21 protein-coding genes are annotated in these 24,133 nt (G+C 71.4%); 9 read left to right on the top strand and 12 right to left on the bottom strand.

Translation table 11 applies throughout. From position 1 onward, the window contains the following. Nucleotides 1-11: 11 nt before the first annotated feature. Nucleotides 12-1,583 carry a glutamine-hydrolyzing GMP synthase gene (gene guaA / locus OG504_RS22195; protein WP_405991402.1) on the top strand — a complete coding sequence of 524 codons (1,572 nt, stop codon included), beginning with the start codon at nt 12-14 and terminating at the stop codon, nt 1,581-1,583. 14 nt (nt 1,584-1,597) lie between these two features. Here guaA and OG504_RS22190 read toward each other — a convergent pair whose 3' ends face one another. Then, entirely contained in the window at nt 1,598-2,071 is a 474-nt protein-coding gene (locus OG504_RS22190; protein WP_405991401.1) for a pyridoxamine 5'-phosphate oxidase family protein, read from the bottom strand. A gap of 231 nt (nt 2,072-2,302) precedes the next feature. Between OG504_RS22190 and OG504_RS22185 the strand changes: the two genes are divergently transcribed. After that, a complete protein-coding gene (locus OG504_RS22185) occupies nt 2,303-3,097 on the top strand; it encodes a class II aldolase/adducin family protein (RefSeq protein ID WP_405991400.1) in 795 nt (264 codons plus the stop codon). A 5-nt stretch (nt 3,098-3,102) separates the two neighbouring features. On the opposite strand, the gene OG504_RS22180 is transcribed toward OG504_RS22185, so the two are convergent. Then, nucleotides 3,103-4,002 (bottom strand): DUF4429 domain-containing protein, encoded by a 900-nt coding sequence (locus OG504_RS22180; protein ID WP_405991399.1) that lies wholly within the window; start codon nt 4,000-4,002, stop codon nt 3,103-3,105. A 209-nt stretch (nt 4,003-4,211) separates the two neighbouring features. Here OG504_RS22180 and OG504_RS22175 point away from each other — a divergent pair, with 209 nt between their 5' ends. Both OG504_RS22175 and OG504_RS22170 read left to right on the top strand, forming a co-directional pair. Continuing rightward, nucleotides 4,212-5,492: a hypothetical protein gene (locus OG504_RS22175; RefSeq protein ID WP_318018289.1), complete on the top strand. Its 1,281-nt coding sequence runs from the start codon at nt 4,212-4,214 to the stop codon at nt 5,490-5,492. A 140-nt stretch (nt 5,493-5,632) separates the two neighbouring features. After that, entirely contained in the window at nt 5,633-6,163 is a 531-nt protein-coding gene (locus OG504_RS22170) for a DoxX family protein (RefSeq protein ID WP_384286804.1), read from the top strand. Nucleotides 6,164-6,206: 43 nt separating this feature from the next. On the opposite strand, the gene OG504_RS22165 is transcribed toward OG504_RS22170, so the two are convergent. Next, nucleotides 6,207-6,449: a hypothetical protein gene (locus OG504_RS22165; protein ID WP_405991398.1), complete on the bottom strand. Its 243-nt coding sequence runs from the start codon at nt 6,447-6,449 to the stop codon at nt 6,207-6,209. Next, nucleotides 6,436-7,857, bottom strand: coding sequence for a PspC domain-containing protein (locus OG504_RS22160; protein ID WP_405991397.1), 1,422 nt, complete (start codon nt 7,855-7,857; stop codon nt 6,436-6,438). Before OG504_RS22160 ends, OG504_RS22165 begins: the two co-directional genes overlap by 14 nt. A gap of 550 nt (nt 7,858-8,407) precedes the next feature. Between OG504_RS22160 and OG504_RS22155 the strand changes: the two genes are divergently transcribed. Further along, the gene (locus OG504_RS22155; RefSeq protein WP_405991396.1) at nt 8,408-9,700 is read left to right on the top strand and encodes a PspC domain-containing protein; all 1,293 of its coding nucleotides are present in this window, start codon (nt 8,408-8,410) and stop codon (nt 9,698-9,700) included. Beyond that, the gene (locus OG504_RS22150) at nt 9,697-10,416 is read left to right on the top strand and encodes a response regulator transcription factor (RefSeq protein ID WP_019055616.1); all 720 of its coding nucleotides are present in this window, start codon (nt 9,697-9,699) and stop codon (nt 10,414-10,416) included. Before OG504_RS22155 ends, OG504_RS22150 begins: the two co-directional genes overlap by 4 nt. 67 nt (nt 10,417-10,483) lie before the next feature. Here OG504_RS22150 and OG504_RS22145 read toward each other — a convergent pair whose 3' ends face one another. Next, nucleotides 10,484-11,563, bottom strand: a complete 1,080-nt coding sequence (locus tag OG504_RS22145; RefSeq protein ID WP_405991395.1) for an NlpC/P60 family protein — start codon at nt 11,561-11,563, stop codon at nt 10,484-10,486. 416 nt (nt 11,564-11,979) lie between these two features. Here OG504_RS22145 and OG504_RS22140 point away from each other — a divergent pair, with 416 nt between their 5' ends. Beyond that, the gene (locus OG504_RS22140; protein ID WP_019055618.1) at nt 11,980-12,333 is read left to right on the top strand and encodes a hypothetical protein; all 354 of its coding nucleotides are present in this window, start codon (nt 11,980-11,982) and stop codon (nt 12,331-12,333) included. Here OG504_RS22140 and OG504_RS22135 read toward each other — a convergent pair. Beyond that, the gene (locus OG504_RS22135) at nt 12,311-13,300 is read right to left on the bottom strand and encodes a tellurite resistance/C4-dicarboxylate transporter family protein (RefSeq protein ID WP_405991394.1); all 990 of its coding nucleotides are present in this window, start codon (nt 13,298-13,300) and stop codon (nt 12,311-12,313) included. The two genes, OG504_RS22140 and OG504_RS22135, sit on opposite strands and share 23 nt — an antisense overlap. 121 nt (nt 13,301-13,421) lie before the next feature. Then, nucleotides 13,422-14,369 (bottom strand): C40 family peptidase, encoded by a 948-nt coding sequence (locus tag OG504_RS22130; protein WP_405991393.1) that lies wholly within the window; start codon nt 14,367-14,369, stop codon nt 13,422-13,424. Nucleotides 14,370-14,690: 321 nt separating this feature from the next. Between OG504_RS22130 and pcrA the strand changes: the two genes are divergently transcribed. Beyond that, nucleotides 14,691-17,192, top strand: a complete 2,502-nt coding sequence (pcrA, locus tag OG504_RS22125) for a DNA helicase PcrA (RefSeq protein WP_405991392.1) — start codon at nt 14,691-14,693, stop codon at nt 17,190-17,192. 37 nt (nt 17,193-17,229) lie between these two features. Here the strand turns inward: pcrA and OG504_RS22120 are convergent, their stop codons facing one another. The 3 genes from OG504_RS22120 to OG504_RS22110 all read right to left on the bottom strand — a co-directional run bounded on the left by OG504_RS22120 (nt 17,230) and on the right by OG504_RS22110 (nt 20,289). Further along, the gene (locus OG504_RS22120) at nt 17,230-18,753 is read right to left on the bottom strand and encodes a peptidoglycan DD-metalloendopeptidase family protein (RefSeq protein ID WP_405996402.1); all 1,524 of its coding nucleotides are present in this window, start codon (nt 18,751-18,753) and stop codon (nt 17,230-17,232) included. 239 nt (nt 18,754-18,992) lie between these two features. Further along, nucleotides 18,993-19,883: a lipase family alpha/beta hydrolase gene (locus tag OG504_RS22115; RefSeq protein ID WP_405991391.1), complete on the bottom strand. Its 891-nt coding sequence runs from the start codon at nt 19,881-19,883 to the stop codon at nt 18,993-18,995. A gap of 208 nt (nt 19,884-20,091) precedes the next feature. Next, complete coding sequence (locus tag OG504_RS22110) at nt 20,092-20,289, bottom strand: hypothetical protein (protein WP_405991390.1); 198 nt, start codon at nt 20,287-20,289, stop codon at nt 20,092-20,094. Between the two features lie 70 nt (nt 20,290-20,359). Here OG504_RS22110 and OG504_RS22105 point away from each other — a divergent pair, with 70 nt between their 5' ends. Further along, a complete protein-coding gene (locus tag OG504_RS22105) occupies nt 20,360-20,785 on the top strand; it encodes a cobalamin B12-binding domain-containing protein (protein WP_393759690.1) in 426 nt (141 codons plus the stop codon). Between the two features lie 127 nt (nt 20,786-20,912). On the opposite strand, the gene OG504_RS22100 is transcribed toward OG504_RS22105, so the two are convergent. Further along, nucleotides 20,913-22,529, bottom strand: coding sequence for a DUF5691 domain-containing protein (locus OG504_RS22100; protein WP_405991389.1), 1,617 nt, complete (start codon nt 22,527-22,529; stop codon nt 20,913-20,915). Nucleotides 22,530-22,566: 37 nt separating this feature from the next. Next, nucleotides 22,567-23,919 (bottom strand): SWIM zinc finger family protein, encoded by a 1,353-nt coding sequence (locus tag OG504_RS22095; RefSeq protein ID WP_405991388.1) that lies wholly within the window; start codon nt 23,917-23,919, stop codon nt 22,567-22,569. Nucleotides 23,920-24,133: the final 214 nt, after the last annotated feature.

Genomic DNA, 24,133 nt, shown 5'->3' with positions numbered 1-24,133 from the left:
GGAAGGCCCTCGTGTCAGCAGCGACCCCCGCCCCCGACACCGTCCTGGTCGTCGACTTCGGCGCGCAGTACGCCCAGCTCATCGCCCGCCGCGTCCGCGAGGCCCGGGTCTACAGCGAGATCGTGCCGAGCACCATGCCGGTGGCGGAGATGCTCGCCAAGAACCCGGCGGCGATCATCCTCTCCGGCGGCCCCTCGTCGGTGTACGCGGAGGGCGCCCCCCGCCTCGACCGCGAACTCTTCGACGCCGGCGTCCCCGTCTTCGGCATGTGCTACGGCTTTCAGCTGATGGCCACCACCCTCGGCGGCACCGTCGACAACACGGGTGCCCGCGAGTACGGCCGTACGGAACTGCACGTCTCCAAGGCGTCCTCCACCCTCTTCGAAGGCACCCCGGACGAGCAGTCGGTGTGGATGTCGCACGGCGACGCCTGCTCCGCCGCCCCCGAGGGCTTCACGGTCACCGCGTCCACGGACGTCGTCCCCGTCGCCGCCTTCGAGAACGACGAGAAGAAGCTCTACGGCGTCCAGTACCACCCCGAGGTCATGCACTCCACGCACGGCCAGCAGGTCCTGGAGCACTTCCTCTACCGGGGCGCGGGCCTCACCCCGGACTGGACCACCGGCAACGTCATCGACGAGCAGGTCGCCGCGATCCGCGAGCAGGTCGGCGACAGGCGCGCCATCTGCGGTCTGTCCGGCGGCGTCGACTCCGCCGTAGCCGCCGCCCTCGTCCAGAAGGCCATCGGCTCCCAGCTGACCTGCGTCTACGTCGACCACGGTCTGATGCGCAAGGGCGAGACCGAGCAGGTCGAGAAGGACTTCGTGGCCGCGACCGGCGTACAGCTGAAGGTCGTGGACGCGGAGGAGCGCTTCCTCACCGCGCTCGCCGGGGTCTCCGACCCGGAGCAGAAGCGGAAGATCATCGGCCGCGAGTTCATCCGCGTCTTCGAGCAGGCGCAGGCAGAGATCATCGCGGACGAGGGCCCCGAGGTCGCGTTCCTGGTGCAGGGCACGCTCTACCCGGACGTCGTCGAGTCCGGTGGCGGCACCGGCACGGCCAACATCAAGTCCCACCACAACGTGGGCGGCCTGCCGGAGGACCTCGAGTTCCAGCTGATCGAGCCGCTGCGCAAGCTGTTCAAGGACGAGGTGCGGATGGTCGGCCAGGAGCTCGGCCTCCCGGACGAGATCGTCCAGCGCCAGCCCTTCCCGGGCCCCGGCCTCGGCATCCGCATCGTCGGCGAGGTCACCAAGGACCGCCTCGACCTCCTCCGCGAGGCCGACGCGATCGCCCGCGAGGAACTGACCGTGGCCGGCCTCGACCGCGACATCTGGCAGTGCCCGGTGGTCCTCCTCGCGGACGTCCGCAGCGTCGGCGTCCAGGGCGACGGCCGCACCTACGGCCACCCGATCGTCCTGCGCCCGGTCTCCTCCGAGGACGCGATGACCGCCGACTGGTCGCGCCTGCCGTACGACGTCCTCGCGAAGATCTCCACCCGCATCACGAACGAGGTCGCCGACGTCAACCGAGTGGTCCTCGACATCACGTCGAAGCCGCCGGGCACCATCGAGTGGGAGTAGGCCTTTCTTGAGGCTCAGGTCCGCTTGAGGGTGCGCACCGGCGCCCCGGGCGTCCAGATCTGGACGACCAGGTACTTCTCGTCCTCGACGTAGGTCCGCACGACCTCCGTCACCTCGGTGCGGAAGAGGTGGAACGGCTCCGGCGGTTCCACCTCTTTGCTGTACGCCCCCTTCACCCCGGGGTCGGTGACCTCCACCGCCCGCCCGCCGACCCGCACATCCCCGCCGCCCATCTCCGTACCCGCCCCCGGGTTCGCCTGCAGCGCGAACCGCGGATCCCGCCGCAGATCCAGCGCCTTCAGCGAGTCGGGCATCATCCCGAACCACAACTCCCCGTCCAGGAAACGCACTTCGAGCCCGCTCGTCCGCGGCGACCCGTCCTTGCGCAGGGTCGCGAGGATGTGGTGCGTGAAGGCACCGAAGCGCTTCTCCACGGTCGCGGCGAGCTCGGGTTCGGCGGTGACGAATACCGCCCAGTTCGATGTCATACGGTCACTGTCCCGCCGATACCCGACATCCGCTGTCCGGATTCGCGGAGGACTGGGGACGGAGCAGGACGGACTCAGAACGGACTCGGTCGGGACTCGGGACGGACCCGGAAAGCCCCGGGAAGGCACCCGGCCACGCTTGGTGCCGCATCTTTACAGAACACCACTGCCCTTTTCGCCTCACTGACGGTAACTTCCGCCGGTAACCAGGAACCCAGTGCTGGAGGACCGATGCACGGGCCGACACCGCCCTCCCCCCTGCCCACCGACCGGCTGCGGTTCGCCATGCCGCCGATGCACGAGTCGGTCGAGGACGAACGCCGGCACCGCAAGGAACGGCTCGCGGGCGCCCTGCGCCTGTTCGGCCGGTACGGCTTCGAGGACGGGGTCTCGGGGCACATCACCGCGCGCGACCCCGAGTTCACCGACTGCTTCTGGGTCAACCCCTTCGGGATGCCCTTCCGGCACGTCACCGTGAGCGATCTGGTGCTGGCCAACTCGGACGGACAGGTGCTCCAGGGCCGCCACCACGTCAACCAGGCCGCGTTCACCGTGCACTCCCAGGTCCACGCCGCCCGCCCGGATGTCGTCTCGGTCGCCCACTGCCACTCCGTGCACGGCCGCGCGCTCTCCGCCCTCGGCGACTTCCTCGACCCGATCAGCCAGGAGAGCTGCGCCTTCTACGAGGACCACGCGCTCTACGACGCCTACAGCGGTGTCTCCGTCGACGCCGAGGAGGGCAAGCGGATCGCCGCCGGCCTCGGCTCGCGCAAGGCGCTCGTGCTGCGCAACCACGGCCTGCTCACCGTGGGGGACTCGGTGGACGCGGCGGCCTGGTGGTTCCTGTCCATGGAACGCTCCTGCCAGGTCCAGCTCCTCGCGAAGGCGGCCGGCCGCCTTCTCCTCATCGACCACAAACTCGCCGTCGCCACCCGCGAACAGACCGGCGGTGACCTCGTCGCGTGGATCAACTACCAGCCCCTGTGGCAGGACATCAGCCGCAGCGAACCGGACCTCCTCAGCTGAGGCCCCTACCGGAAACCCCGCAGCACCGCCGCCTTGGTCATCGTGAACTCCTCGTCCGTGAGCACCCCTTCCCGGTGCAGCTCCCCCAACTCCCGCAGCCTGCGCAGGAGTACGTCGTGATGATCCGCCGGAGGCGGGACGGAGGCCGCCCGTCGGGGCCGATCCGTGAACTCGCCGTTGTCGCCCTCGTGTTCCCGTGCCGACGGATGCGGCAGCCGCGCGGTCACCGCCGTCGCGACCAGCGCGGTGAGCAGATCCCGGCGGGTGCTGCCCCACAGATCGAGGGCGTACGGGTCCTTCTCCGGCGGCAGTTTGGAGAACACCGTCTCGCGGGTCACGAACCGCATGAACCCGTCCTCGTACCCGGAGTTGGGCAGCCACTCCACCTGGACGAGGTCGCCCACGGCGACTATGCGCGGCCCGGTCGCCCGCTTGACGCGCTCCGAGGTGTCGGCCCAGTCGATGCGCACCTGGGCGCCGTCGAACGACACCGTGCCGTCGGACGAACGCACCGAGACCGGCACCGGCGGACCCGGCAGGAGATACGCCTTGGTGGGGTCCTTGGGGATCTGGTCGAGGAGCAGCCCGTGCCGGATCTCCTCCGCCACGTACTCGGCCACCCCGGACCGGTCGATGTCCACCATCAGCCGGTAAGGATCCGCCGCGTCCGGCAGTCGTCCGCCGGTCGCCTGGAGCAGCGGGTCGGCACCCTCGCGCAGTCTCAGGCGCAGTCGGCCACGCTTGCGCTCGGGTTCGTAGACGACCCCCGCGACGGCTTCGAGGGGCACGGCGATCTCCCCGTACGTCTGCCGGAACAGTGGCACGGAGCGGTGAAGTCCCGGCGTGATACGGACCGTTGTGCCGTCGAAGGCCCAGGTCCCGTCGCGCTGGATGATCTCGGCCATAGGGAAATTCTCGCAGCCGGGTCAACACGGCGGCCGTCACTTCACCCGCGCTGACCAGACCTGCCGGACGCGGGCCGTGTCCCGTAGGGCACAATCCGCTGTTGTCGTACGGGAGTTGCAAGGCGGTGGCCAAAGGCTTCGGAGCCGGCCGCCGAACGTGAGGGTCCGGGGTCGCGGGCCGAGGGGCATGGGGAAGGCAGGCGTCGGGCGTGGCGGTGCAGGAGGCGAGACAGGGCGGCGAGCACGTCGGTGCCCACGGAGGCGGCTGCACCTGCGGGGACTGCCCGCACGGAGCACGCGAGGGGCATCGGCGCGCGGTCGCCGCGTTCCTCGTCAAGCGGGACGGATTCGCCGCCGGGGAGGGGCTGCCCGCGGCGGTGGCGCACTCGGTGTCCGCCTCCCGGCAGTGGGTCTCGGACGAACTGACCCAGTCCGCCGACGTCGTCGCCGAACGCGGCCGCGCCGAGGGCGGCGCCTGGCTGGCCCGCCTCTGGCACCGCACGGCCTTCGCGGTGTGGAGCGCCTTCGTCGTGCTGCTCCTGGTGCAGGCGCTCACCGCGATCGGCGCGGGCTGGACGGCCGCCCGCACGGCCGGACTGCTGGCCGCGCTCGTGGTCGCCGGCGCGCTGACCGCGGCCTCCTGGTTCCACCGGGCGCGCGGCGGGGCGCTGGCGCCGGTCATCGGTGAGGACAACCGGCTGTCGACCTCCCGCGCCGTGGCCGTGTCCTGGGTGCTGTTCGTCGCGTACGCGGTGCTGGTCCTGGCCGGGCGCCTCGCCGCCGCCTCCGACCACGCCGAGCGCGACGCCCTCATCTCCGGCCTCGAACTCGCCCGCGGCGCCGGTGTGGTGACCGTCCTCGCCGTGGTCTGCGCGATCGCCGTCCTCGTCCGCCGGGTCGTGGGCCTGCGCGTGCTGGGCCAGCGCCTCCAGAAACTCCCCGCCGACCGCCCCCGCGCGGCCGACCTCCTCACCGACGACGCGGGCCGCGGCACCTTCGCCGACATCCAGTACGTCGCGATCAGCGCCGTCGCCCTCGTCTTCGTGGCCGTACGCCTGGCCCGCCGCCCCGACCAACTGCCCGACCTGCCCTGGGGGTTGGCGGTCGTGGTGCTGATCTCGGCCGCGACATACCTGGCAGGCAAGTACGCGGAGGGCGGCCGTCCGGTCATCCTCTCGGTGGTGCGTTCCCGCGAGGCGGGCGACCTCGACGCCCCCATCCGCACCGGCGACGACATCGAGATCCGCGGCGCGGGCTTCGTACCCCCGGGCGCCCAGACCGCCGACCGCCTCTCCCGCATGGTCGTCCGCATCGGCCCGGTCAACGTCCACGTCCCCCTCGTCCCGGTCACCGGCGGCTTCTCCAACCCGACGGACACCCTCCTGACCGTCCCCGTCCCGGTCGACGTCGAGCCCGGACGGGTGGAGGTACAGGTCGTGACCGCGGCGGGCGTGGAGACGAACTCCTGCGTCGTCGACGTCACGGACTGACGCCCGCGGCGGGACGCCCACCGCACGAGCCGTACCAAAGTCGCGAAAACTGGTTGAAGCATGATTGAGCGGGTCCCCCTATTCGTACGTATGGTCTGTTGAGGGGTCACGGCACAGCGGGCGAGAGGCGGCTAAGGGCGATGACTCACGGCACTCGAATGGATACGCAAACCCCGTACCTCGACGGCGACCGGAGCTGGCGGGACACCGCCACCCGATACGCCCTGCTCCCATTGCGCGTCTTCCTCGGCGTCACGTTCATCTACGCCGGCCTGGACAAACTCACCGACAGCGCCTTCATGAAGTCCTCCGGCGCCGGCTCGATCGGCGAGACGATGCGCGCGGTCCGCGACTCGTCGGCGATCCCGGCCCTGGTCGACCTGGCCCTGAAGAGCCCCGTCGGCTTCGGCTACGCCATCGCCTTCGGTGAACTCGCCGTCGGTATCGGCACGTTGATCGGTCTGCTGGCCCGCCTCGCCGCACTCGGCGGCGCGCTGATCTCGCTCAGCCTGTGGCTGACCATCAGCTGGGCCAACGACCCGTACTACTACGGCAACGACCTCGCCTACCTGATGGCCTGGCTGCCCCTCGTCCTCGCCGGCGCCTCCATGTTCTCCCTGGACGCGGTGATCCGCGGCAGGCGTAGGCAACGGGCCGGAGGCTACCGGTAGCCTCCGAGACCGGGCGGGCTGTCGGGCCCCCCTTAGACGATCTTCAGCCGGATATGTCCGGACCGGGGTCGGCCGTGTTCCTGCGGCCGGCCCCTCGGCGTCTGCGGACCGCGCCGTTGATGCCCGCCACCACGCCGGCCAGCACCAGGCCGACCGTGACCAGCGGGATCACCGCGAACCACTCGGTCACCCACAGTCCGCCCGCGTCCCCGGCGTAGACCACGCCCGCGGTGGCGAGGAAGAGGCCGGCGACCAGCTTTCCGGGCTGGAACTCATGACGCAGCACGGCTGACCTCCGCCTGTCCGACGCCGACCTGGAGGTCCAGGTCCAGCGTGCCGGTGCTCTTGACGCCCGTCGCCGGGGTCAGGGTGACCTGCTTGTGCTTGCCCGGCTCCACGTCCACGTCCTTCTTGTCGTCACCGGGCAACTGGATGTCCCCGACGCGTACGTCCACACTCAGCCTCACCGTCACGTTCGACGGCACGATGACCTTCAACTGCCCGACGCCCACCTCGGCGTCCGTCGCGACGGTCTGCCCCTTGGCCAGCCGCAGCCGGGTCAGGTCGAGCGTGCCCACCCCGTTCCCCAGGTCGTACTTCTGCTGTACGTCCGCCACCGCCGCGGGCTGCCAGGTGAGGTGTTCCCAGTGCGTGGTGAGGTCCTTGGGCAGGGCGGCCGAGGCGGCGAGCAGGCCGGCCGTGACGATCGCGAGGAACACCGAGCCCGCCCCCGTACGCCCGAGGAACGCGCTGATCGCGATCCCCAGGCCGAAGACGACGAGCGCGCAGGCCAGGCCCGCCTGCAGGCTGGTGCCGAGCGCCTGGTCGTCCCACTTCGCGGCGGTGCCGAGGCCCCCCGCGAGCAGTGCGAGCAGGAACACCCAGCCGCCGATCCAGCGCGGGCCGCGCGTTTTCGGCGGCGCCGGGCGCGGGGCCCGCTGATCCACGGGCCAGTGCGGGTAGGAGGGGGCGAGCCTGACGTCGATCACATCCGCGATGTCACGCTCACGGGAGTCGCCGGGGCCCCACAGATAACCGGTGCCACCGACGTGTGTGCCGTCCTTGACGATCGGATCACGCCACCAGGAGGGGTAGGCGGTGGCCACCGGCGGCGCCTGGGCCTCCGGCGGGGCGTCGGCGACGGCCTGCGCGGCGAGCGGGTCGGGGTCGGGGGCGCCGCGCTGCTGCGACCAGTACCCCGCGCCCGCCAGCAGGAGGGAGAGGACGACGGCGAAGGTCAGCACACTGGCGTTGTTCAGCATCGACAGGAACACCCCGCAGCCGACCAGCGCGAACAGCACGGCGGCCAGGGCCTGGCCGTCCACGCGGCCGGTGAAGAGCTTGCGGACCTCGTTCTCCTCCTCGTCGTCGTACGGGACGAAGAGCCACGCGAAGCCGTAGAAGATGAGGCCGATGCCGCCCGTCGCCGAGAGCACGGCGAGCGTGATCCGGAAGATCACCGGGTCCATGTCGCACTGCCGCCCGAGCCCCGCGCACACCCCCGCGAGCACCTTGGACCGCCGGTCCCGCCGGAACCGGTGCGGAGCCGCGGCCGCGGTGCCGCCGCCGGGCACGGCACCCGGCGAAGAGGCGGCACCCGCGCCGGGCACGGCGTCCTGCGGCCCGCCGCCCGCTCGCGGACGTGGGCCGGAGCCGGGTCCGGGACCCGTCGCGGCGCGCTCGTGATCTGTCATGCGTCCATGCTGCCCGCCGCGAGCCGCCGATGGCAGTCGGGACGACCCTGGCCGAACCCTGAAATCCGCCCCGACCCGGACCGGGGGAGTGTTCGAGGGGCTGTGGTGTGTGCGGGCGGGCTGCACCACGAGCTGTTCGCCGGGCGGGCGCGGTTGCCGCGGGCGGCCGGTTGCCCGCCGGGCTTCCTGTGCCACGGCGACCGGCATGGCGACCGGCATGGCGACCGGCATGGCGACCTGCTCGTGTGCCGGTGGCGTTCAGATCTCCTGCAGCCGCCAGCGACCCATGGACCGTCGCGGCGGGTTGCCCGCTGGGCTCCCGTGCCACGGCGACCGGCATCGCGACCGGCTCGCGTGCCGGTGGCGCCCAGATCCCCCGCAGCCGCAGCCGACCCATGGACCGCGGACGCCCGCTTCGCCTTCCGGCAACCCGTCAGAACCCTCGCGGCACGCCGTTTTCGCGGACCGAGCGCGCCGAATTCGAAGATCAGGGGAGTCTCGGGGGTCGACCCTGATGCCCTGAACGGCGGGGCGTGTGAACATCGGTGGCATGCCGGAAGCCGCAGCATTGCCCGTCGAGGATCCGCGGCCGCCGCGCAAGCTCTACCGCAGCAGTGACGGTCGCTGGCTCGGTGGTGTGGCGCGGGGGCTCGCCGGGCATCTCGGGCTGCCGGTGATCTGGGTGCGGCTGGTGTTCGTGGGGCTGTTCCTCGCGGACGGACTCGGCGCGCTGCTGTACGCCTCGTTCTGGTTCTTCGTGCCGCTCGGCGTCGGCGGGGTCGCCGGTCAGCGGCCCCCGTCGCTCGTGTCCACCGAGACCTCGCCGGACGGCCGCCGCAGGCTCGTCGCCCGCAAGCCGGACAAGGGCCAGATCGTCGCCCTGCTCCTCATGGTCGTCGTCGCGCTGGTCTTCGTCGGCAATGTGAACCTGGGCAGCGGCGCCAAGGCCTATCTCTTCCCGACCGTCCTCGTCGGCGCGGGCGTCGCCCTCGTCTGGCGCCAGGCGGACAATGCCCGGCGCGCCCGCTGGGCCGAGGTCGGCAGCCGCCGCCGTACGCTCAGCCTGCTGCGCGCGGGCGGCGGCGTCCTGCTGGTCACCGCCGGTGCCACCGCGATCTTCGTGCTCCAGGGCTCCGCCGACCACCTCGGCTCGGTCCTCCAGGCCGCCCTCGCGGTCCTCGTCGGCATCACCCTGCTCGCCGGCCCGTACCTCGTGCGGATGACCCAGGACCTCTCCGAGGAGCGCCTGATGCGCATCCGCGCCCAGGAGCGCGCCGAGGTCGCCGCCCATGTCCACGACTCCGTGCTGCACACCCTGACCCTGATCCAGCGCAACGCGGAGAGCCCCAACGAAGTGCGGCGCCTGGCCCGCGCCCAGGAGCGCGACCTGCGCGCCTGGCTCTACAAACCGGAGGGCACCGGCAAGGACGAGGCCGACGAACCCGACACCCTCGCCGAGGCGGTGCGCCGCAGCGCGGCCGAGGTCGAGGACAAGCACGGCGTCCCCATCGAGGTCGTCGTCGTCGGCGACTGCCCCCTCGACGACAGAATCGGCGCCCAGATGCAGGCCGCGCGCGAAGCGATGGTGAACGCGGCCAAGTACGGTGGCGAGGGCGGCGCCGTACAGGTCTACGCCGAGGTGGAGGGGAAGACGGTCTTCGTGTCCGTCCGTGACCGCGGACCGGGCTTCGACCTCGACTCGATACCCGCCGACCGCATGGGTGTCAGAGAATCGATCATCGGCCGTATGGAGCGCCACGGCGGTACGGCCCGACTGCGCGCGGTGCCGGACGGCGGCACCGAGGTCGAGCTGGAGATGGAGAGGGCGGAGAAGACGTCATGAGCGACGCGACCGAGACGAACGAACCGGCGGAGCCGACCGGCGGGAGCGCGGGCGGGCGTCACGTGCGCGTGGTCCTCGTCGACGACCACCGCATGTTCCGTACGGGGGTCCAGGCCGAGATCGGCCGCACCGAGGAGACCGGGGTCGAGGTGGTCGGCGAGGCCGCGGACGTCGACCAGGCGGTCACGGTCATCACCGCGACCCGCCCCGAGGTGGTCCTCCTCGACGTCCACCTCCCGGGCGGCGGTGGCGTCGAAGTCCTGCGCCGCTGCGCCCCGTTGATGAGCGACGCCGAGCAGCCCGTCCGCTTCCTCGCCCTGTCCGTGTCGGACGCGGCGGAGGATGTGATCGGGGTGATCCGCGGCGGTGCGCGCGGCTACGTCACCAAGACGATCACCGGCACGGACCTCGTCAACTCCGTCTTCCGGGTCCAGGAGGGCGACGCGGTCTTCTCGCCCCGCCTGGCCGGCTTCGTCCTCGACGCCTTCGCGTCGACCGACGCCCCGCCGGTCGACGAGGACCTCGACCGCCTCACCCAGCGCGAGCGCGAGGTGCTCCGCCTCATCGCGCGCGGCTACGCCTACAAGGAGATCGCCAAGCAGCTGTTCATCTCGGTGAAGACGGTCGAGTCCCATGTCTCGGCGGTACTGAGGAAGCTCCAGCTGTCGAACCGGCACGAGCTGACACGGTGGGCGACGGCACGCCGACTGGTGTGACCCGTAGGGGACCTACCCCGTAAGCGCCCGACCTCGTAAGGGAGTTCACCCAGGGGCCCCTGGGGGTTCACACCACCCGGGTCGCCCCCGCGAACGGCATCTCGTCGATCGGCGCCAGTCGCACCGGGGCCGTCGGGTTCGGGGCGTGGATCATCTGGCCGTCGCCGACGTAGATGCCGACGTGACTGATGCCCGAGTAGAAGAACACCAGGTCGCCGGGGCGCAGTTCGGACCGGGAGACCCGCCGGCCCGCGTTGATCTGGGCGTAGGTCGTGCGGGGCAGGGAGACTCCGGCGGAGCTGTACGCGGCCTGGACGAGGCCCGAGCAGTCGAAGGCGTTCGGGCCCGTCGCGCCCCACACGTAGGGGCTGCCGAGCTTCTGGTAGGCGTAGGAAACGGCAGCCGCCGCACGGGAGTTGGGGGCGTCGGTCGCGGCGGCGGAGGAGCCCGGCGCGGCCAGCGCGCCCCTGGCCGTCGTAGACGAGCGTGATGCGCGGCTCGTGCCGCCGGTCGTGGAGTCGTCGACCTGGGCCCGCTGTTGAGGGGTCAGACCGGAGAGCAGGCGGCGGGCCTGGTCCAGCTTGCCGTTGATCGTCTTCTTCTGCCTGCCCAGCTCCGCCTGCCGGGACTTCAGCGAGGTCAGCTCGATGTGCGCGGCACCGCGCAACTGCTCGATCTCGCGCAGCTGTTGGCGTACCAGCTCGACGGCCGCCGTCTGCCGGTGGCCCACCCGGTCGGCGAACTCGGCGCCGTCCAGATACCGTTCGGGGTTGTCGGAGAGCATGAGTTGCACCGCGGGGTCGAGCCCGCCGCTGCGGTACTGGGCGGCGGCGACGTAACCCAGCGAGTCCCGGGCCGAGTTGAGCTTCTCCGTCTTGCGTGCCGCCTCGTCCCGCAGGGTGTTCAGCTGCTTCTCGGCCGCGTCCGCCTTCTCCTTCGCGCCGTCGTACTTCTCGGTCGCGACCTCCGCCTCCTGGTACAGCTTGTCCACCTTGGTCTTGACCTGCGTCGGTGTCAGCTGTGGCTCGGCGTGCGAGGTCCCGTCGAAGCCGGTCGCCGTCGCCGCGCCCGCGAGGGCGATCGTCGCCGCCGTCCGGGCTGTATTGCCGCTGAGCGAGCGCTGTCGGGGCTTGCGGTGCGCTGCCACGTGGACTGCACGTCCTTTCGTACGACCGCCGGGGGAGCGGGCGATTGCGCGTCCGGCGGCGGCCCGCACAGGGGGAGCGGGCCGCCGCCGGACATTCTTCGGCGGTGGTGGCCGACTGCCGCCCCTGGTCCGGGCGGCGGTGGGGAGCCGGTCACCTGGTGGAGGACGCTAAACCTGATGGTGACGGCCCGGTAACGCATGTCCACAACTGACATGAGGTGATCGGCGATTGACCACAAGTGACTGTGATCCCGGTCCGGGGCCGCCGCCTTCGCACGGAGCGCTGACCGAAGCGGCGGTTCCGGCGCGGGGCGGGGCGGCGCGGTGCTATGGGCCGCATATATGCAAGGTCATGAAGGCCGCTACAGAGGGGCGGTGTCGGAGGGTCCCCGAGCCCCTGATTAGGCTCCGGCCCCATGGACGTACTCATCCATCTCTTCGTCGGCCTGCACATCATCGGCATCGCCGCGCTGCTCGGCGGTTTCCTCACCCAGATGAAGGCGATGGGCCAGGGCACCGCCCGCTTCGTCCCCGGCATGCTGCACGGCGCGCTGACCATGCTGGTCACCGGCGCGATCCTGGTCGGCCTCAACCAGGCCGACGATCAGCACGTCAACAACATCAAGATCGGCATCAAGCTCGCGCTGCTGATCGTGATCCTCGGCCTCGTCTATGTGAAGCGGGACGAGGAGACGGTCGACAAGAGCCAGTTCGCGCTGGTGGGCGGGCTGACCATGGTGAACATCTTCATCGCGGTCCTGTGGACGTGACCCCGGACGTGGCGGCGAGGTAGAACCGGACCGTCCCCGCGGCGACGACCAGCCAGGCCGCCACCGCGATCCACAGCACCACCTCCCCGGGCGTCCGCAGCCACGAGACGCCCACGGCGGTTCCCACGGACAGCATGGTCGCCACCGTCATCCCCAACGGGAACACCGTCGACCAGCGCCGCACGTCGAAGCGCAGCCGCGGCCGGGCGACCTCGGCGCCCAGCAGGACCACGCACCAGGCCACGTCGAGCACCAGCAGCGTGACGGTCACGGCCCGCAGGACGCCCCGGTCGTCGGAGTTCCACAGGTACAGGCGCGCGCTGTCGGCGGTGATCAGTTTCGACCCGGCCAGCGCCGAGACGGCCAGCGCGCCGCCGACGATCCAGTGGTCCCCGGCCCCGGTGATCACCTGTGGCCATTCGAACCGGGCGAGTGCGAAGCCGTAGAGGACCAGGCCGAACCAGAACAGCACCAACGCCGTGTGCGCGAGCCAGGCCACCGACTCGGCCGCGGCGATCGTCGCCCCCAGGACCGCCAGCGACTGGGTGGCCACACAGCCGAGGAACACGGTGCCGGGCATCCGGCCCTGCCAGTTCCGTACGACCCGCACGAGCAGCCAAGGCCACAGCACCGCCGCCAGCGCCAGCAGCGCCTCGGCCACCGTCTGCCAGCCCGTCGCCGAGAACCGGGTCCCCAGGACGGCGGTCGCGGCCGTGGCGGTCAGTGCGCCGGGCGACTCCGCCTCCGCGAGCCACCGCCGCCGGTCCCGCAGCAGCCGTACGGCGAAGTCCGCGGCCAGCCCCAGCCAGAAGGCGCAGGCCACCGCGAAGGCGATGCGGGACAGCACCTCGTACCCCGTGACACGCAGGCCGACCGACATGATCGCGGTGGCCATCACGACGGCCCCGGCCGCCGGCGGACGCTGCGCCCACCAGGCGCGGAAGCGGGAGATACCGGTATCGGACATGGGCCGATGCTAGGGAGCGGCCCCGGTGCCGACGGCGGGCCACGCGCGCGTGGACGTCAAAAACACCTGCACGCGTGCGTGGCCCCCAAAAAACACCCTCACGCGCGCGTACGGACTCCGCTCAGGCCGGCCGCACCACGCTGTGGACCGTCGCCGCGCCGTCGTGGTGGATCGACTCCTCGCGTACGTAGGCGCCGGGCTTCGGGGCGTGGATCATCGTGCCGTCGCCTACGTAGACACCGACGTGACTGCTGTCGTCGTGGAAGAAGACCAGGTCACCGGGTTGCGCGTCGGCCAGGGAGACCGTCGTGCCGGCGTTCGCCTGGTCGGTGATCACGCGCGGGAGCGTCACTTCGGCGGCCTTCCAGGCGGCCTGGACGAGGCCCGAGGAGTCGTACGAACCGGGGCCGGCGGCGCCCCAGACGTACGGCTTGCCGATCTGGGCGCGGGCGAAGGCGATGGCCTTGGCGGCCTTGGTGGCGTAGAAGGAGTCGGCGGAGGGCGAGGAGCCGGAGGAGGTGCTCCGTGCCGCCTCGGTCGGCTGCTTCCGAGCGGTCGGCCGCGCCAGCAGTTCGCGCGCGGTGGAGAGCTTCTTCTGGACGGTGGCCTTGGCCGTCCTCAGGTCGCTCTGCGCGTCGTCGGGGGTGTGGAGGCTCTCGGCCGTCTCGTGACGGACCGCGTTCTTCTGGCGGCTGGTCAGCCGGCTCATCAGCTGGGCCTGCTCGAAGTAGTCCTGCGGGGTGTCCGGGAGCAGGAACGCCGAGGCGTCCGGTGCGGAGGCCCCGGTGCGGTACTGCGCGGCGGTGAACGAACCCAGCCGCTCCCGCGCGGAGTTGAGCTTCCGAGTGAGCCTGGGCGCGTCCTCAGGGCCGGTGTCGACACGCCTGCGCTGCCTGGCCGCCCTCTCCCTGGCCGCGTTGTACGTCTCGGTCCCCGACTCCGCCTGCCGGTAGAGGTCGTCGACCTTCCGCTCGACCTCGCCGAGACTCCGGTCGCCGTCGTCGGAGGGGGCCCATATGCCTGCGATGCGCGAGCCCGCGGAACGCGGCTTGCGGTGCGACGACGCCAAAGGAGGCGACTCCTTCCAAAGGGTGCCCTACGGGCCGTTGCTGTCCTACGGGGCCGTTGTTGCCCTACGGTCCGTGCCCGGAAAGGGAGTTGGACCGACGCGCCCCAGGTCGGCGGGGTCGTACGGCTTGATCGAACGCTAACCAATTCGTGTGGCTTGTGTGAAGGTTGATGGTCGATATGCCCGGTACGCGTCCGTGACCTTGGCCATGTGCTGGATCGGCCATCGCTGATCGTGATCGAGCGGTTCTGGTCCGTGAATTTTCCCGAGTTCCCGGGGTGGCAGTCGGTTGTCAGTGGGGCGCCCTAAACTCGGAAGGCGATGAGCAGCCTCTTTGACGACAGCTTCCTGGCGGATCTCCAGGGCCCCCGGGCCCACGAGGGAGAGCCCCCGCCACCGCCCGAGGACGAGCACGGACCGGAGCCGATTCCGGACGACCTGTTCGGCGGGAAGTTCGACGTGCCCGCGAGCAGAGACGCCCACTACCGGGACGGGGCCCCACGCCCGGTGGTCGACCCGGCGGCCCTGCTGGACGGGCTGAACGAGAACCAGCGCGCGGCCGTCGTCCACTCCGACACCCCGCTGCTCATCGTGGCCGGCGCCGGCTCCGGCAAGACCCGCGTGCTCACCCACCGCATCGCCTACCTCCTCGGCGAGCGGAACGTGCACCCCGGGCAGATCCTCGCGATCACCTTCACCAACAAGGCCGCGGGCGAGATGAAGGAGCGCGTCGAGCAGCTCGTCGGTCCGCGCGCCAACGCGATGTGGGTGATGACCTTCCACAGCGCGTGCGTCCGCATCCTGCGCCGCGAGTCGAAGAAGCTCGGCTTCACGTCCTCGTTCTCGATCTACGACGCCGCAGACTCCAAGCGTCTGATGGCCCTGGTCTGCCGCGACCTGGACCTCGACCCGAAGAAGTTCCCGCCGAAGTCCTTCAGCGCCAAGATCTCGAACCTGAAGAACGAGCTGATCGACGAGGAGGACTTCGCCGCCCAGGCCGCCGACGGTTTCGAGAAGACCGTCGCCCAGGCCTACGCGATGTACCAGTCGCGGCTGCGCGAGGCCAACGCCCTCGACTTCGACGACCTGATCATGACGACGGTCAACCTGCTGCGCGCCTTCCCGGACGTCGCCGAGCACTACCGCCGCCGTTTCCGGCACGTCATGGTCGACGAGTACCAGGACACCAACCACGCGCAGTACGCGCTGGTGCGTGAGCTGGTCGGCACCTCCGAGCACCCGGTCGATGTCCCGCCCAGTGAACACGACCTGCCGCCCGCCGAGTTGTGCGTCGTGGGTGACGCCGACCAGTCGATCTACGCCTTCCGGGGTGCGACGATCCGCAACATCCTCCAGTTCGAGGAGGACTACCCGAACGCGACGACGATCCTCCTGGAGCAGAACTACCGCTCCACGCAGACGATCCTGAGCGCGGCCAACGCGGTCATCGAGCGCAACGAGTCCCGCCGCCCCAAGAACCTGTGGACCAACGCGGGCGCGGGCGCGCAGATCACCGGCTACGTCGCCGACACGGAGCACGACGAGGCACAGTTCGTCGCCGAGGAGATAGACCGTCTCACCGACGCGGGTGACGCGAAGGCCGGAGACGTCGCCGTCTTCTACCGGACGAACGCGCAGTCCCGTGTCTTCGAGGAGATCTTCATCCGCGTCGGCCTGCCCTACAAGGTCGTCGGCGGTGTCCGCTTCTACGAGCGCAAGGAGGTCCGGGACGTCCTGGCCTACCTGCGCGTCCTGGCCAACCCGGAGGACGCGGTTCCGCTGCGCCGCATCCTCAACGTCCCCAAGCGTGGCATCGGCGAGCGCGCCGAGGCGATGATCGACGCCCTCTCGCAGCGCGAGAAGATCAGCTTCCCGCAGGCGTTGAAGCGCGTCGACGAGGCGTACGGCATGGCCGCGCGGTCGACGAACGCGGTCAAGAAGTTCAACACGCTGATGGAGGACCTCCGGACGATCGTCGACTCCGGCGCGGGCCCGGCGACGGTCCTGGAGGCCATCCTCGAACGCACCGGGTACCTCGCCGAGTTGCAGGCCTCCACCGACCCGCAGGACGAGACCCGCATCGAGAACCTCCAGGAACTGGCCGCCGTAGCGCTCGAGTTCGAGCAGGAGAACAGTTCAGGCGACGGGGAGAGCGAGACGCCGGTCGGGCTCGCCGCGTTCCTGGAGCGGGTGGCGCTGGTCGCCGACTCCGACCAGATCCCCGACGAGGACGAGGACGGCTCCGGAGTCATCACCCTGATGACCCTGCACACCGCCAAGGGACTCGAGTTCCCGGTCGTCTTCCTCACCGGCATGGAGGACGGCGTCTTCCCGCACATGCGCGCCCTCGGCCAGGCCAAGGAGTTGGAGGAGGAACGGCGCCTCGCGTACGTGGGCATCACGCGCGCGCGGGAACGCCTCTACCTGACCCGCTCGTCGCTGCGCAGCGCGTGGGGGCAGCCGTCGTACAACCCGCCCTCGCGCTTCCTGGAGGAGATCCCGGCGGCGCACGTGGAGTGGAAGCGGACCGGCGCGATGGCGGCTCCGCCGTCGACGGGTCCGGCCTCGGGCATCGCGGCCTCGCTGTCCTCGTCCCGCTCGCGTTCGTCGGCGTCGGGTGCCTCGGGCTTCGCCACCCGCAGGACCTCGGAGAAGCCGGTCGTGGCGCTGGCCGTCGGCGACCGGGTCACGCACGACCAGTTCGGGCTCGGCACGGTGGTCGGCGTGAACGGCACGGGGGCGAACGCGGAGGCGACGGTCGACTTCGGGGAGCCGAAGCCGAAGCGGCTGCTGCTGCGGTACGCGCCCGTGGAGAAGCTGTAAGCCGTAGTGGCTTGGGCCCTGAGGGAGTTGGGGCGGCTCAGGTCGGGTCGAGCCCGTGGCTGCGGAGCCACGGGAGCGGGTCGATCGCCGCCCCGCCCGCCGGACGCACCTCGAAGTGCAGGTGCGGGCCGGTGGAGTTGCCCGAGTTCCCGGAGTACGCGATCGAGTCGCCGGCCTTCACCGTCGTACCGGAGGCGACGCGGTAGCTGGAGAGGTGGCAGTACCAGGTCTGCGTGCCGTCCTTCTCCGTGAGGATCAGCATGTTGCCGTAGGCGCTGTTCCACTTCGTGCTGACGACGCCGTCGGTCGCGGCCATCACGTTCGTGCCGTACGAGACGGGGAAGTCGATGCCCGTGTGCACGGACATCCAGTTGACGCCGGCCTGGCCGAAGTAGGCGCTGAGGCCCTTCTGCGTGACCGGCAGCACGTACTTGGGGCGCAGCCGCTCCTTGCGCGCCGCCTCCGCCGCCGCCTTCTTCTTCTCGGCCTCCTGCTGGGCCTTGAGGTCGATACGTTCCTGCGTACGGCTGGCCCGGTCGGCGAAGTCGTCGGCACCGGCCGACAGGCTCTTGATCTGGGCGTCCAGCTTGTTGTTCGCGACGGACGGCTTGACCGAGGTCGCGTCCGAGGCGGAGGCCGTCGTCTCGCTGCCGCCGGTCAGCGTGCCGATGGACGCGGCGGCGATCCCGGCGACCCCCATCACACACGCGGACGGCACGGCGATGGTCATCAGCGCGGACCGCTTCGGAGGCGTACGGCGGCGGGAACGGCTCCCGTTGCGGGCCGCGGCGCGCGAGCCGGCCGGGGCCGGGCTCGGGGTGAACTCCTCCTGGTCGTCGAGGAGTTCGGGCTGCGACGGGGAACCGTCCTGGTCCGGCTCGGCCTCGTCGAGGGCGGGCATCTCGCCGGCGGAGGTCAACTCGCCGGTCAACTCGCCGTCTTCCGGAGCGGGTTCGTCGTACGTGCCCTCGTGCGTCCCGTCGTACGACGCCTGTTCAAAGGTGGTGGTCGCGTCGGCCGCGGTGCCGTCGGCGTTCCACTGCGTGGCGTCGTAGGTGCCGGTGTCGAAGGTCTGCGTGCCCCATTCCCATTGCTGGGTCTGGTCGGCGGGGGCGGCGGCATGCGCCGAAGTGTCGGGCTGGAGCCAGGCGTTCGCGTCCCACTGACCGCTGACGTCGGGGGCACCGGTCTGCGGCGGGATGGCGGACAGCTGCTGGTAGTCGGCCGACCAGGCGGTGGTCTCGTAGGCGCCCGTGTCGTAGGCGGCGTGGTGCTGGGCCGCGTACGGGTCGTAGTTCAGGGTGTGTTGGGCACCCGTGGACCAGGCGGAGGAGTCGTAGGCGCCGGTGGCGTGCGCCCCGGTGTCGTGGCCGTTGCCCGGCATGTCGCCGAAGAGGGGGTCGGTCGCGAAGGTCGCGGTGGCCTGGGCGGCCGCGCCGGGGTGGAAATCCGTGGCGGTGTGGTCGCCGTACGTGGTGAAGTCACCGTACTGGGCGTCCTGCCCGCCGTACGACGCGTAGTGCGCCGAGGTGGCATCGGAAGCCGGAGCCGGGGTGGTCATGGTCCCCGACGGGTGACGATCGTTCACCAACTTCTCTATTCGCCTCGACAACAGGGGCTGCCAGAGCAGTGCGGTGGACTGTACCCGGCAGTATGCGGGCGCGACAATCTTCGTCAGGTTTCGCGTCAGCAGGAAACGGGCATTCGGCCGTGTTTCGGGGGACGGCGGGCACGGGTTTGGCCGTGGGTTCGATTAGCGTTCGATCTTCGGGAGGCTGTGTGCCCGCTGTCGGTACCCGATCAGGCCACTGTCAGGCCGCCGGCGCGGGGGCTCGCGTGGGTGCCGGTGCGGCTCGCGGCCGGGGTTTCCGGCAGCGGGGTGTCGAGGGCCTGGCGGATGCCGGTCGCGACGGCCGGGTGGACCGGCAGGGCGAGGTGGCCGATCCCGCTGACCTGGACGTTCTGGGCGATCAGGTCGGGGTGGTCGACGCAGGCCGTCTCCAGCGGCTCCATCAGGTGGTCGAGGTCGCTCCAGAAACTGACGAAGTGCGTACGGCAGCCGGGCGCGGGCCGGGTCAGCTCCTCGATCACCGGCGAGCCGGGCCGCATCTGGCGGACGATCGGGTGGGCGTTGGCCAGCGGGACGACGGCCGTGCCGGAGTGCGGTGTGCCGAGCGTCACCAGCGTGCGGACCCGCAGGTCGCCGCCGAGCCGCTGCACGTAGTACCGCGCGATCAGCCCGCCGAGGCTGTGCCCGACGATGTCGACCTCCCGGCTGCCGGTGCGCTCGCAGATCTCCTCGATGTGCCGTCCGAGCAGCTCGGCCGCGGTGCGGATGTCGCAGGTCAGCGGCGAGTAGTTGAGGGACTCGACCTGGCGGCGGCCGTGCTGGGCCAGGGAACGGCGCAGCAGCACGAAGACCGAGCGGTTGTCGATGAACCCGTGCAGCAGCACCACCGGCGGCTTCGCCTCGGTCGGCAGCTGTGCCGCGTCCTTGGGCGAGGGCGGCTCGGGCAGCGGTTCCCGGTGTTCCTGGGTGATGCCGGAGGGATAGAGGAGAAGGTGGCCCGCGAGGATCACGATCTCCAGGGCGGTCGCTTTCAGGAGGGTCATCGAGAGGCCCGCCAGCCTGCTGGGCAGGAGGCGCTGACATAGCGGGAGAAAGGGCGCTGCGACCCCGGTGACCTTCATGGCCGACCTCCTGTCGGCACACGGAACGACAGCTCCGTCCCCCGTGTGCCCTCGTGGGAGGCCACGGCGAGGATCACCGACGGTGCCCGAGGGGTACGCGGGGGGTGAGTGCGGCGCACGGCGTGACCGACGCCGTCGATGTACCGAGGAGCCCTGTCGGTCTGGCGACGAGGCTTCCCGCTGTCGTGCCGTACCTGCCCTGCGTGCCCTACGTGCCTGCGCCGATGCGCCGTACCACCGCGCCGCGCGGCCTGCGGCGCGGTGGTACGGCGACCTCGTTGCGGCTCCCGGTGCGCTTGTTCCCGCTGGAACGCTGCGCGGCGAACGTGTCCCATCGTGTGATTTCCCCCTCGGTATCCGCCGCGAAACTGCCGGTTGCGGGATGCTGGAGATAACGTTCGTTCACTTCCCGCACTGAAGCGGGTACCGCGGTACCCGTGGGTAGGGATGAACGCAGTCGCTTCATGGAGGCAGTGATGGGTGTGGCAGCCGGTCCGATCCGCGTGGTGGTGGCCAAGCCGGGGCTCGACGGCCACGATCGCGGGGCCAAGGTGATCGCGCGGGCGCTGCGCGACGCCGGTATGGAGGTCATCTACACCGGCCTCCACCAGACCCCCGAGCAGATCGTCGACACCGCGATCCAGGAGGACGCCGACGCGATCGGCCTCTCCATCCTCTCCGGCGCCCACAACACCCTCTTCGCCGCGGTCATCGACCTCCTCAAGCAGCGCGAGGCGGAGGACATCCTCGTCTTCGGCGGCGGCATCATCCCCGAGGCGGACATCGCTCCCCTCAAGGAGAAGGGCGTCGCGGAGATCTTCACACCCGGGGCGACGACGCAGGCGATCGTGGACTGGGTGCGGGAGAACGTGCGACAAGGCTCCGCTACTGGACTCCGGTGATTGTTCAGCCCGTCCGGCGTTTGAGGAGGCCGTTCAGGCCGGAGGGGGGTTTGGGGGCACAGCCCCCAAGCTTCTACGGCGCTCCCGACCCCCGTGGCTTCTACGGTGCCGCCAACTCCCCTACTTCCTACGGCGCCCCCAGTTCCTCCGTCATCGCCGCGCGCAACCGCAACGTCGTGACCAGCCGCTGAAACGCCTCCGCCCAATAGCCCCCGGCTCCCGGCGCCGCGTCCTCCGTCTCGTCCGGCACCGCCAGCAACCCGTCCAGCCGACCCGCCTCGGCCGGGTCGAGACACCGCTCGGCCAGCCCCATCACCCCGCTGAAGCTCCACGGGTAACTCCCCGCGTCCCGCGCGATGTTGAGCGCGTCCACGACAGCCCGCCCAAGCGGCGCAGCCCACGGCACCGCACACACCCCGAGCAGCTGAAACGCCTCGGACAGCCCCTGCGCCGCGATGAACCCGGCGACCCAGTCGGCCCGTTCGCCCCGGCCCAGCGTGCTGAGCAGCTTGGCGCGCTCGGCCAGGGACACCGCCCCCGGCCCGCCCGCCTCGGGTGCCGACGGCGTCCCCAGCAGCGCCCGGGACCACTCGGGGTTCCGCTGCCGTACGGCCGCCCGGCACCACGCGGCGTGCAGCTCGCTCCGCCAGTCGTCCGCCACCGGAAGCGCCACGATCTCCTGGGGCGTACGTCCGCCGAGCCGCCGCTCCCAGGTCCCGAGCGGAGTCGCCTCCACCAACTGGCCGAACCACCACGAGCGTTCACCTCGTCCCGCCGGAGCCTTGGCCACCACACCGTCCCGCTCCATGCTCGAGTCGCACTCGTGCGGCGCCTCGACCACCAGGCCCGGTTCCTCGCGCGTACGGTCGACGGCCACGCAGGCCGACGCCCGGACCGCCATCCGCGCGGCGAGCGCCGAGTCCGGGAGCGCCGACAGCAACTCCGCGGCCGTGGCGCGGACGTTGCGGCTCCGGTCGGCCAACGCCTGTTCCAGGAACGGCTCGTCCTCGGCGGAGAGCCTCATCCGCAGCGAGTCGAGGAACATCAGCCGGTCCTCCGCCCGCTCCGTCGCCCAGGTCGTGACGAGCAACTCCCGTGCGGCGGGCGGCCGGTGTGCCCGTATCGCCGCGAGCAGGGCGACCCGCTCGGCGAACAGCCCCTCCTGCCACAGCAGTTGGACCTGGTCCGGGGCGTCGAGGTCCGGCAGTGCGGTGCCGCCGCCCGGTGTCGCGCGCAGGGCGAACCGCCAGTCCGGGTTCAGCCGGGCCAGCCACAACGCGCGCGGGCCCGCGAACTCCAGCGCCGCCGGCCGCAGATCCGTACGCCCCCGGGCCGCGTCCAGCAGCGCGGGCAAGGCCTGGACGGGTGCGGCGAAGCCACGCGCGTTGGCCGCCGTCAGCCACTGGGGCAGCAGTTCCATGAGATCCGGCGAGGTGCCCCTACGGCCCCCACCGCCCGTACCCGGACGGTCGGTCAGCAGCATCGCCAGCCTGCGCGCCGCCGCGGCGGGCAGCGCCGGACGCGCGTCGGGCGCGGCGGGCTCCGGACGCTCGGCAGCCCGCGTCGGAGTCAGCCCAGCCCGTCGCCGTACGGTCTCCACGGCCGCCGCGTCCAGCAGCGCCACGGGTGCGTCCTGGCCCGGCGCGCACCCCGGAGGTGTACGGCGGTCCGTGCCGAGCAGGGCCGTGGTGACGAGTTCCTCCCAGTCGGCCGCCGGGGGCGCCGGTGCGGGCGTGGTGTTCATGCGGTGCCTTTCCGTCGGTGTTTCGGAGGGGTGGGGTTCAGCACAGGGACACCGGCTCTCCCGCCCCCTCCGGCCAGGCCGTCAGCGGGGTGAAGCCGCGGTGGCCCAGTTCGCCGAAGACCTTGACGGGGGCGCCGCCGGAGAGGGCGACGAGCCGCCACAGGCCGGGGCGGGAACGGGCGCTCGCGGTGAGGGGCAGCGCCAAGTCCGCGTCGGTGTCCGCCAGTTGCCAGGAGTCGTCGTCCGGGGTGGGGACGACACGGTCCAGCGTCACCGGGACGGAATCCAGCCACGGGTCGTGCCGTAGGGCCTCCCCGTAATGGACGGCGGCCTGAGTTGTCGTCACCCCTGGTGGCCGTGCTGTCGTAGGCGAAGGTGCTGCGAACTGCTCACCCAGGGACGCCCGGAGCTGCCCGGCGCCCGGGAACGCGGACACCTCCGCGTCCAGGGTGAGCCCCATGGGCAGGGCCAGCTCGGGGGCGCGGCCCGCGGCGCCGTAGGAGAGGAGGAGGGAGGTGCGGCCCGAGTCCGTGCCGTGCAGCCAGATTCTTCGGGTCGTCAGTTTCGGGTCCGTCGTGTCGTACTGGGCGAGGACCAGCCAGCGGTCGCGCAGGGGTGGGCCGTCCGGCGACGCGGGCAGGCCGATGCGGGAACGGACCGTCGCCGCCAGGTCGTCGGGCAGGCGCTCGCGGCGCAGCCAGGCCTGGTCGAGGAGGTGGAGCAGTGCGCTCTCCTCCAGCAGACGGACCGGCCAGCCGGGTCCCGATGCCGGGATCGCCCCCAACTCCCTTGCCCGCGCGGCCAGTCCGGGGGCCTGGGCGTCGACCATGCGGGCCGCGGTCTCCTCCCACAGCCCGTACCCCGCCTGCTCCGCCGAGGCCAGGCCGGTGCGCAGCAGGTCCGTCAGCCGCTGCTCCAACTCGCCCGCGCCCGCGGTGATCCGCTCGGCCCTGCGCTCCGCCCTACGCCGCGCCGCCTCCGGATCAGCGGCGGCCGGGGAAGCGGACGCCCCCGCCGCCCGCTTCTCCTCCGTCCGCTTCCGCCGCCCCGCCAGCCACTCCTCGGCCCACCCCGGCGCCTGCCCCGACGGCACCGCACCGTCCTCGCCCGCCCACAACAGCAGCAGTCCCAGCGCGTGTTTGCACGGGAACTTGCGGCTCGGGCAACTGCACTTGTACGCCGGACCCGCGGTGTCCGCGATGTCGACGACCGTCTGATACGGCTTGCTGCCACTGCCCTTGCACAGCCCCCACACCGTCCCCTCGTCAGAACTGCCCGCCTCGGACCACGGCCCCGCCGTCCCGAGCTTGCTTCCCGCTTTGCGTGACGCTGCGTCAGGCGCCAGTGCCAGCACCTGATCAGCCGTCCAGCGCACCCCCTGCTGAGTCATGTCATCGAAGGTAGATCCCACCACTGACAATCGGTCCGCGAGCGGGCGGTGGGTGGGGTGGAGGGCGGCGACGGCGCGGGAGTTGGCGGCGCCGTGGAAGCTTGGTGGCTGCGCCCTCAAACGCCGGACGGGCTGAGATGTCACCGGTCTCCGCGAACGCGTTTTCGCAGGTCGGAACGCATTGTCAGTGGCATCGTGCAAGGTGGACACCAGA

The organism is Streptomyces sp. NBC_00986 (genome assembly GCF_045162565.1).
Classification (GTDB): Bacteria; Actinomycetota; Actinomycetes; order Streptomycetales; family Streptomycetaceae; genus Streptomyces.
This window is presented reverse-complemented; position numbering and strand designations above follow the sequence as displayed.

What these genes read in the sequence shown, in the direction of transcription:
- OG504_RS22190 (WP_405991401.1), bottom strand. Translation starts at nt 2,071, where the DNA reads ATGACATCGAACTGGGCGGTATTCGTCACCGCCGAACCCGAGCTCGCC.
- OG504_RS22185 (WP_405991400.1), top strand. Translation starts at nt 2,303, where the DNA reads ATGCACGGGCCGACACCGCCCTCCCCCCTGCCCACCGACCGGCTGCGG.
- OG504_RS22180 (WP_405991399.1), bottom strand. Translation starts at nt 4,002, where the DNA reads ATGGCCGAGATCATCCAGCGCGACGGGACCTGGGCCTTCGACGGCACA.
- OG504_RS22170 (WP_384286804.1), top strand. Translation starts at nt 5,633, where the DNA reads ATGACTCACGGCACTCGAATGGATACGCAAACCCCGTACCTCGACGGC.
- OG504_RS22160 (WP_405991397.1), bottom strand. Translation starts at nt 7,857, where the DNA reads ATGACAGATCACGAGCGCGCCGCGACGGGTCCCGGACCCGGCTCCGGC.
- OG504_RS22155 (WP_405991396.1), top strand. Translation starts at nt 8,408, where the DNA reads ATGCCGGAAGCCGCAGCATTGCCCGTCGAGGATCCGCGGCCGCCGCGC.
- OG504_RS22150 (WP_019055616.1), top strand. Translation starts at nt 9,697, where the DNA reads ATGAGCGACGCGACCGAGACGAACGAACCGGCGGAGCCGACCGGCGGG.
- OG504_RS22140 (WP_019055618.1), top strand. Translation starts at nt 11,980, where the DNA reads ATGGACGTACTCATCCATCTCTTCGTCGGCCTGCACATCATCGGCATC.
- OG504_RS22135 (WP_405991394.1), bottom strand. Translation starts at nt 13,300, where the DNA reads ATGTCCGATACCGGTATCTCCCGCTTCCGCGCCTGGTGGGCGCAGCGT.
- pcrA (WP_405991392.1), top strand. Translation starts at nt 14,691, where the DNA reads ATGAGCAGCCTCTTTGACGACAGCTTCCTGGCGGATCTCCAGGGCCCC.
- OG504_RS22120 (WP_405996402.1), bottom strand. Translation starts at nt 18,753, where the DNA reads ATGACCACCCCGGCTCCGGCTTCCGATGCCACCTCGGCGCACTACGCG.
- OG504_RS22115 (WP_405991391.1), bottom strand. Translation starts at nt 19,883, where the DNA reads ATGAAGGTCACCGGGGTCGCAGCGCCCTTTCTCCCGCTATGTCAGCGC.
- OG504_RS22105 (WP_393759690.1), top strand. Translation starts at nt 20,360, where the DNA reads ATGGGTGTGGCAGCCGGTCCGATCCGCGTGGTGGTGGCCAAGCCGGGG.
- OG504_RS22100 (WP_405991389.1), bottom strand. Translation starts at nt 22,529, where the DNA reads ATGAACACCACGCCCGCACCGGCGCCCCCGGCGGCCGACTGGGAGGAA.
- OG504_RS22095 (WP_405991388.1), bottom strand. Translation starts at nt 23,919, where the DNA reads ATGACTCAGCAGGGGGTGCGCTGGACGGCTGATCAGGTGCTGGCACTG.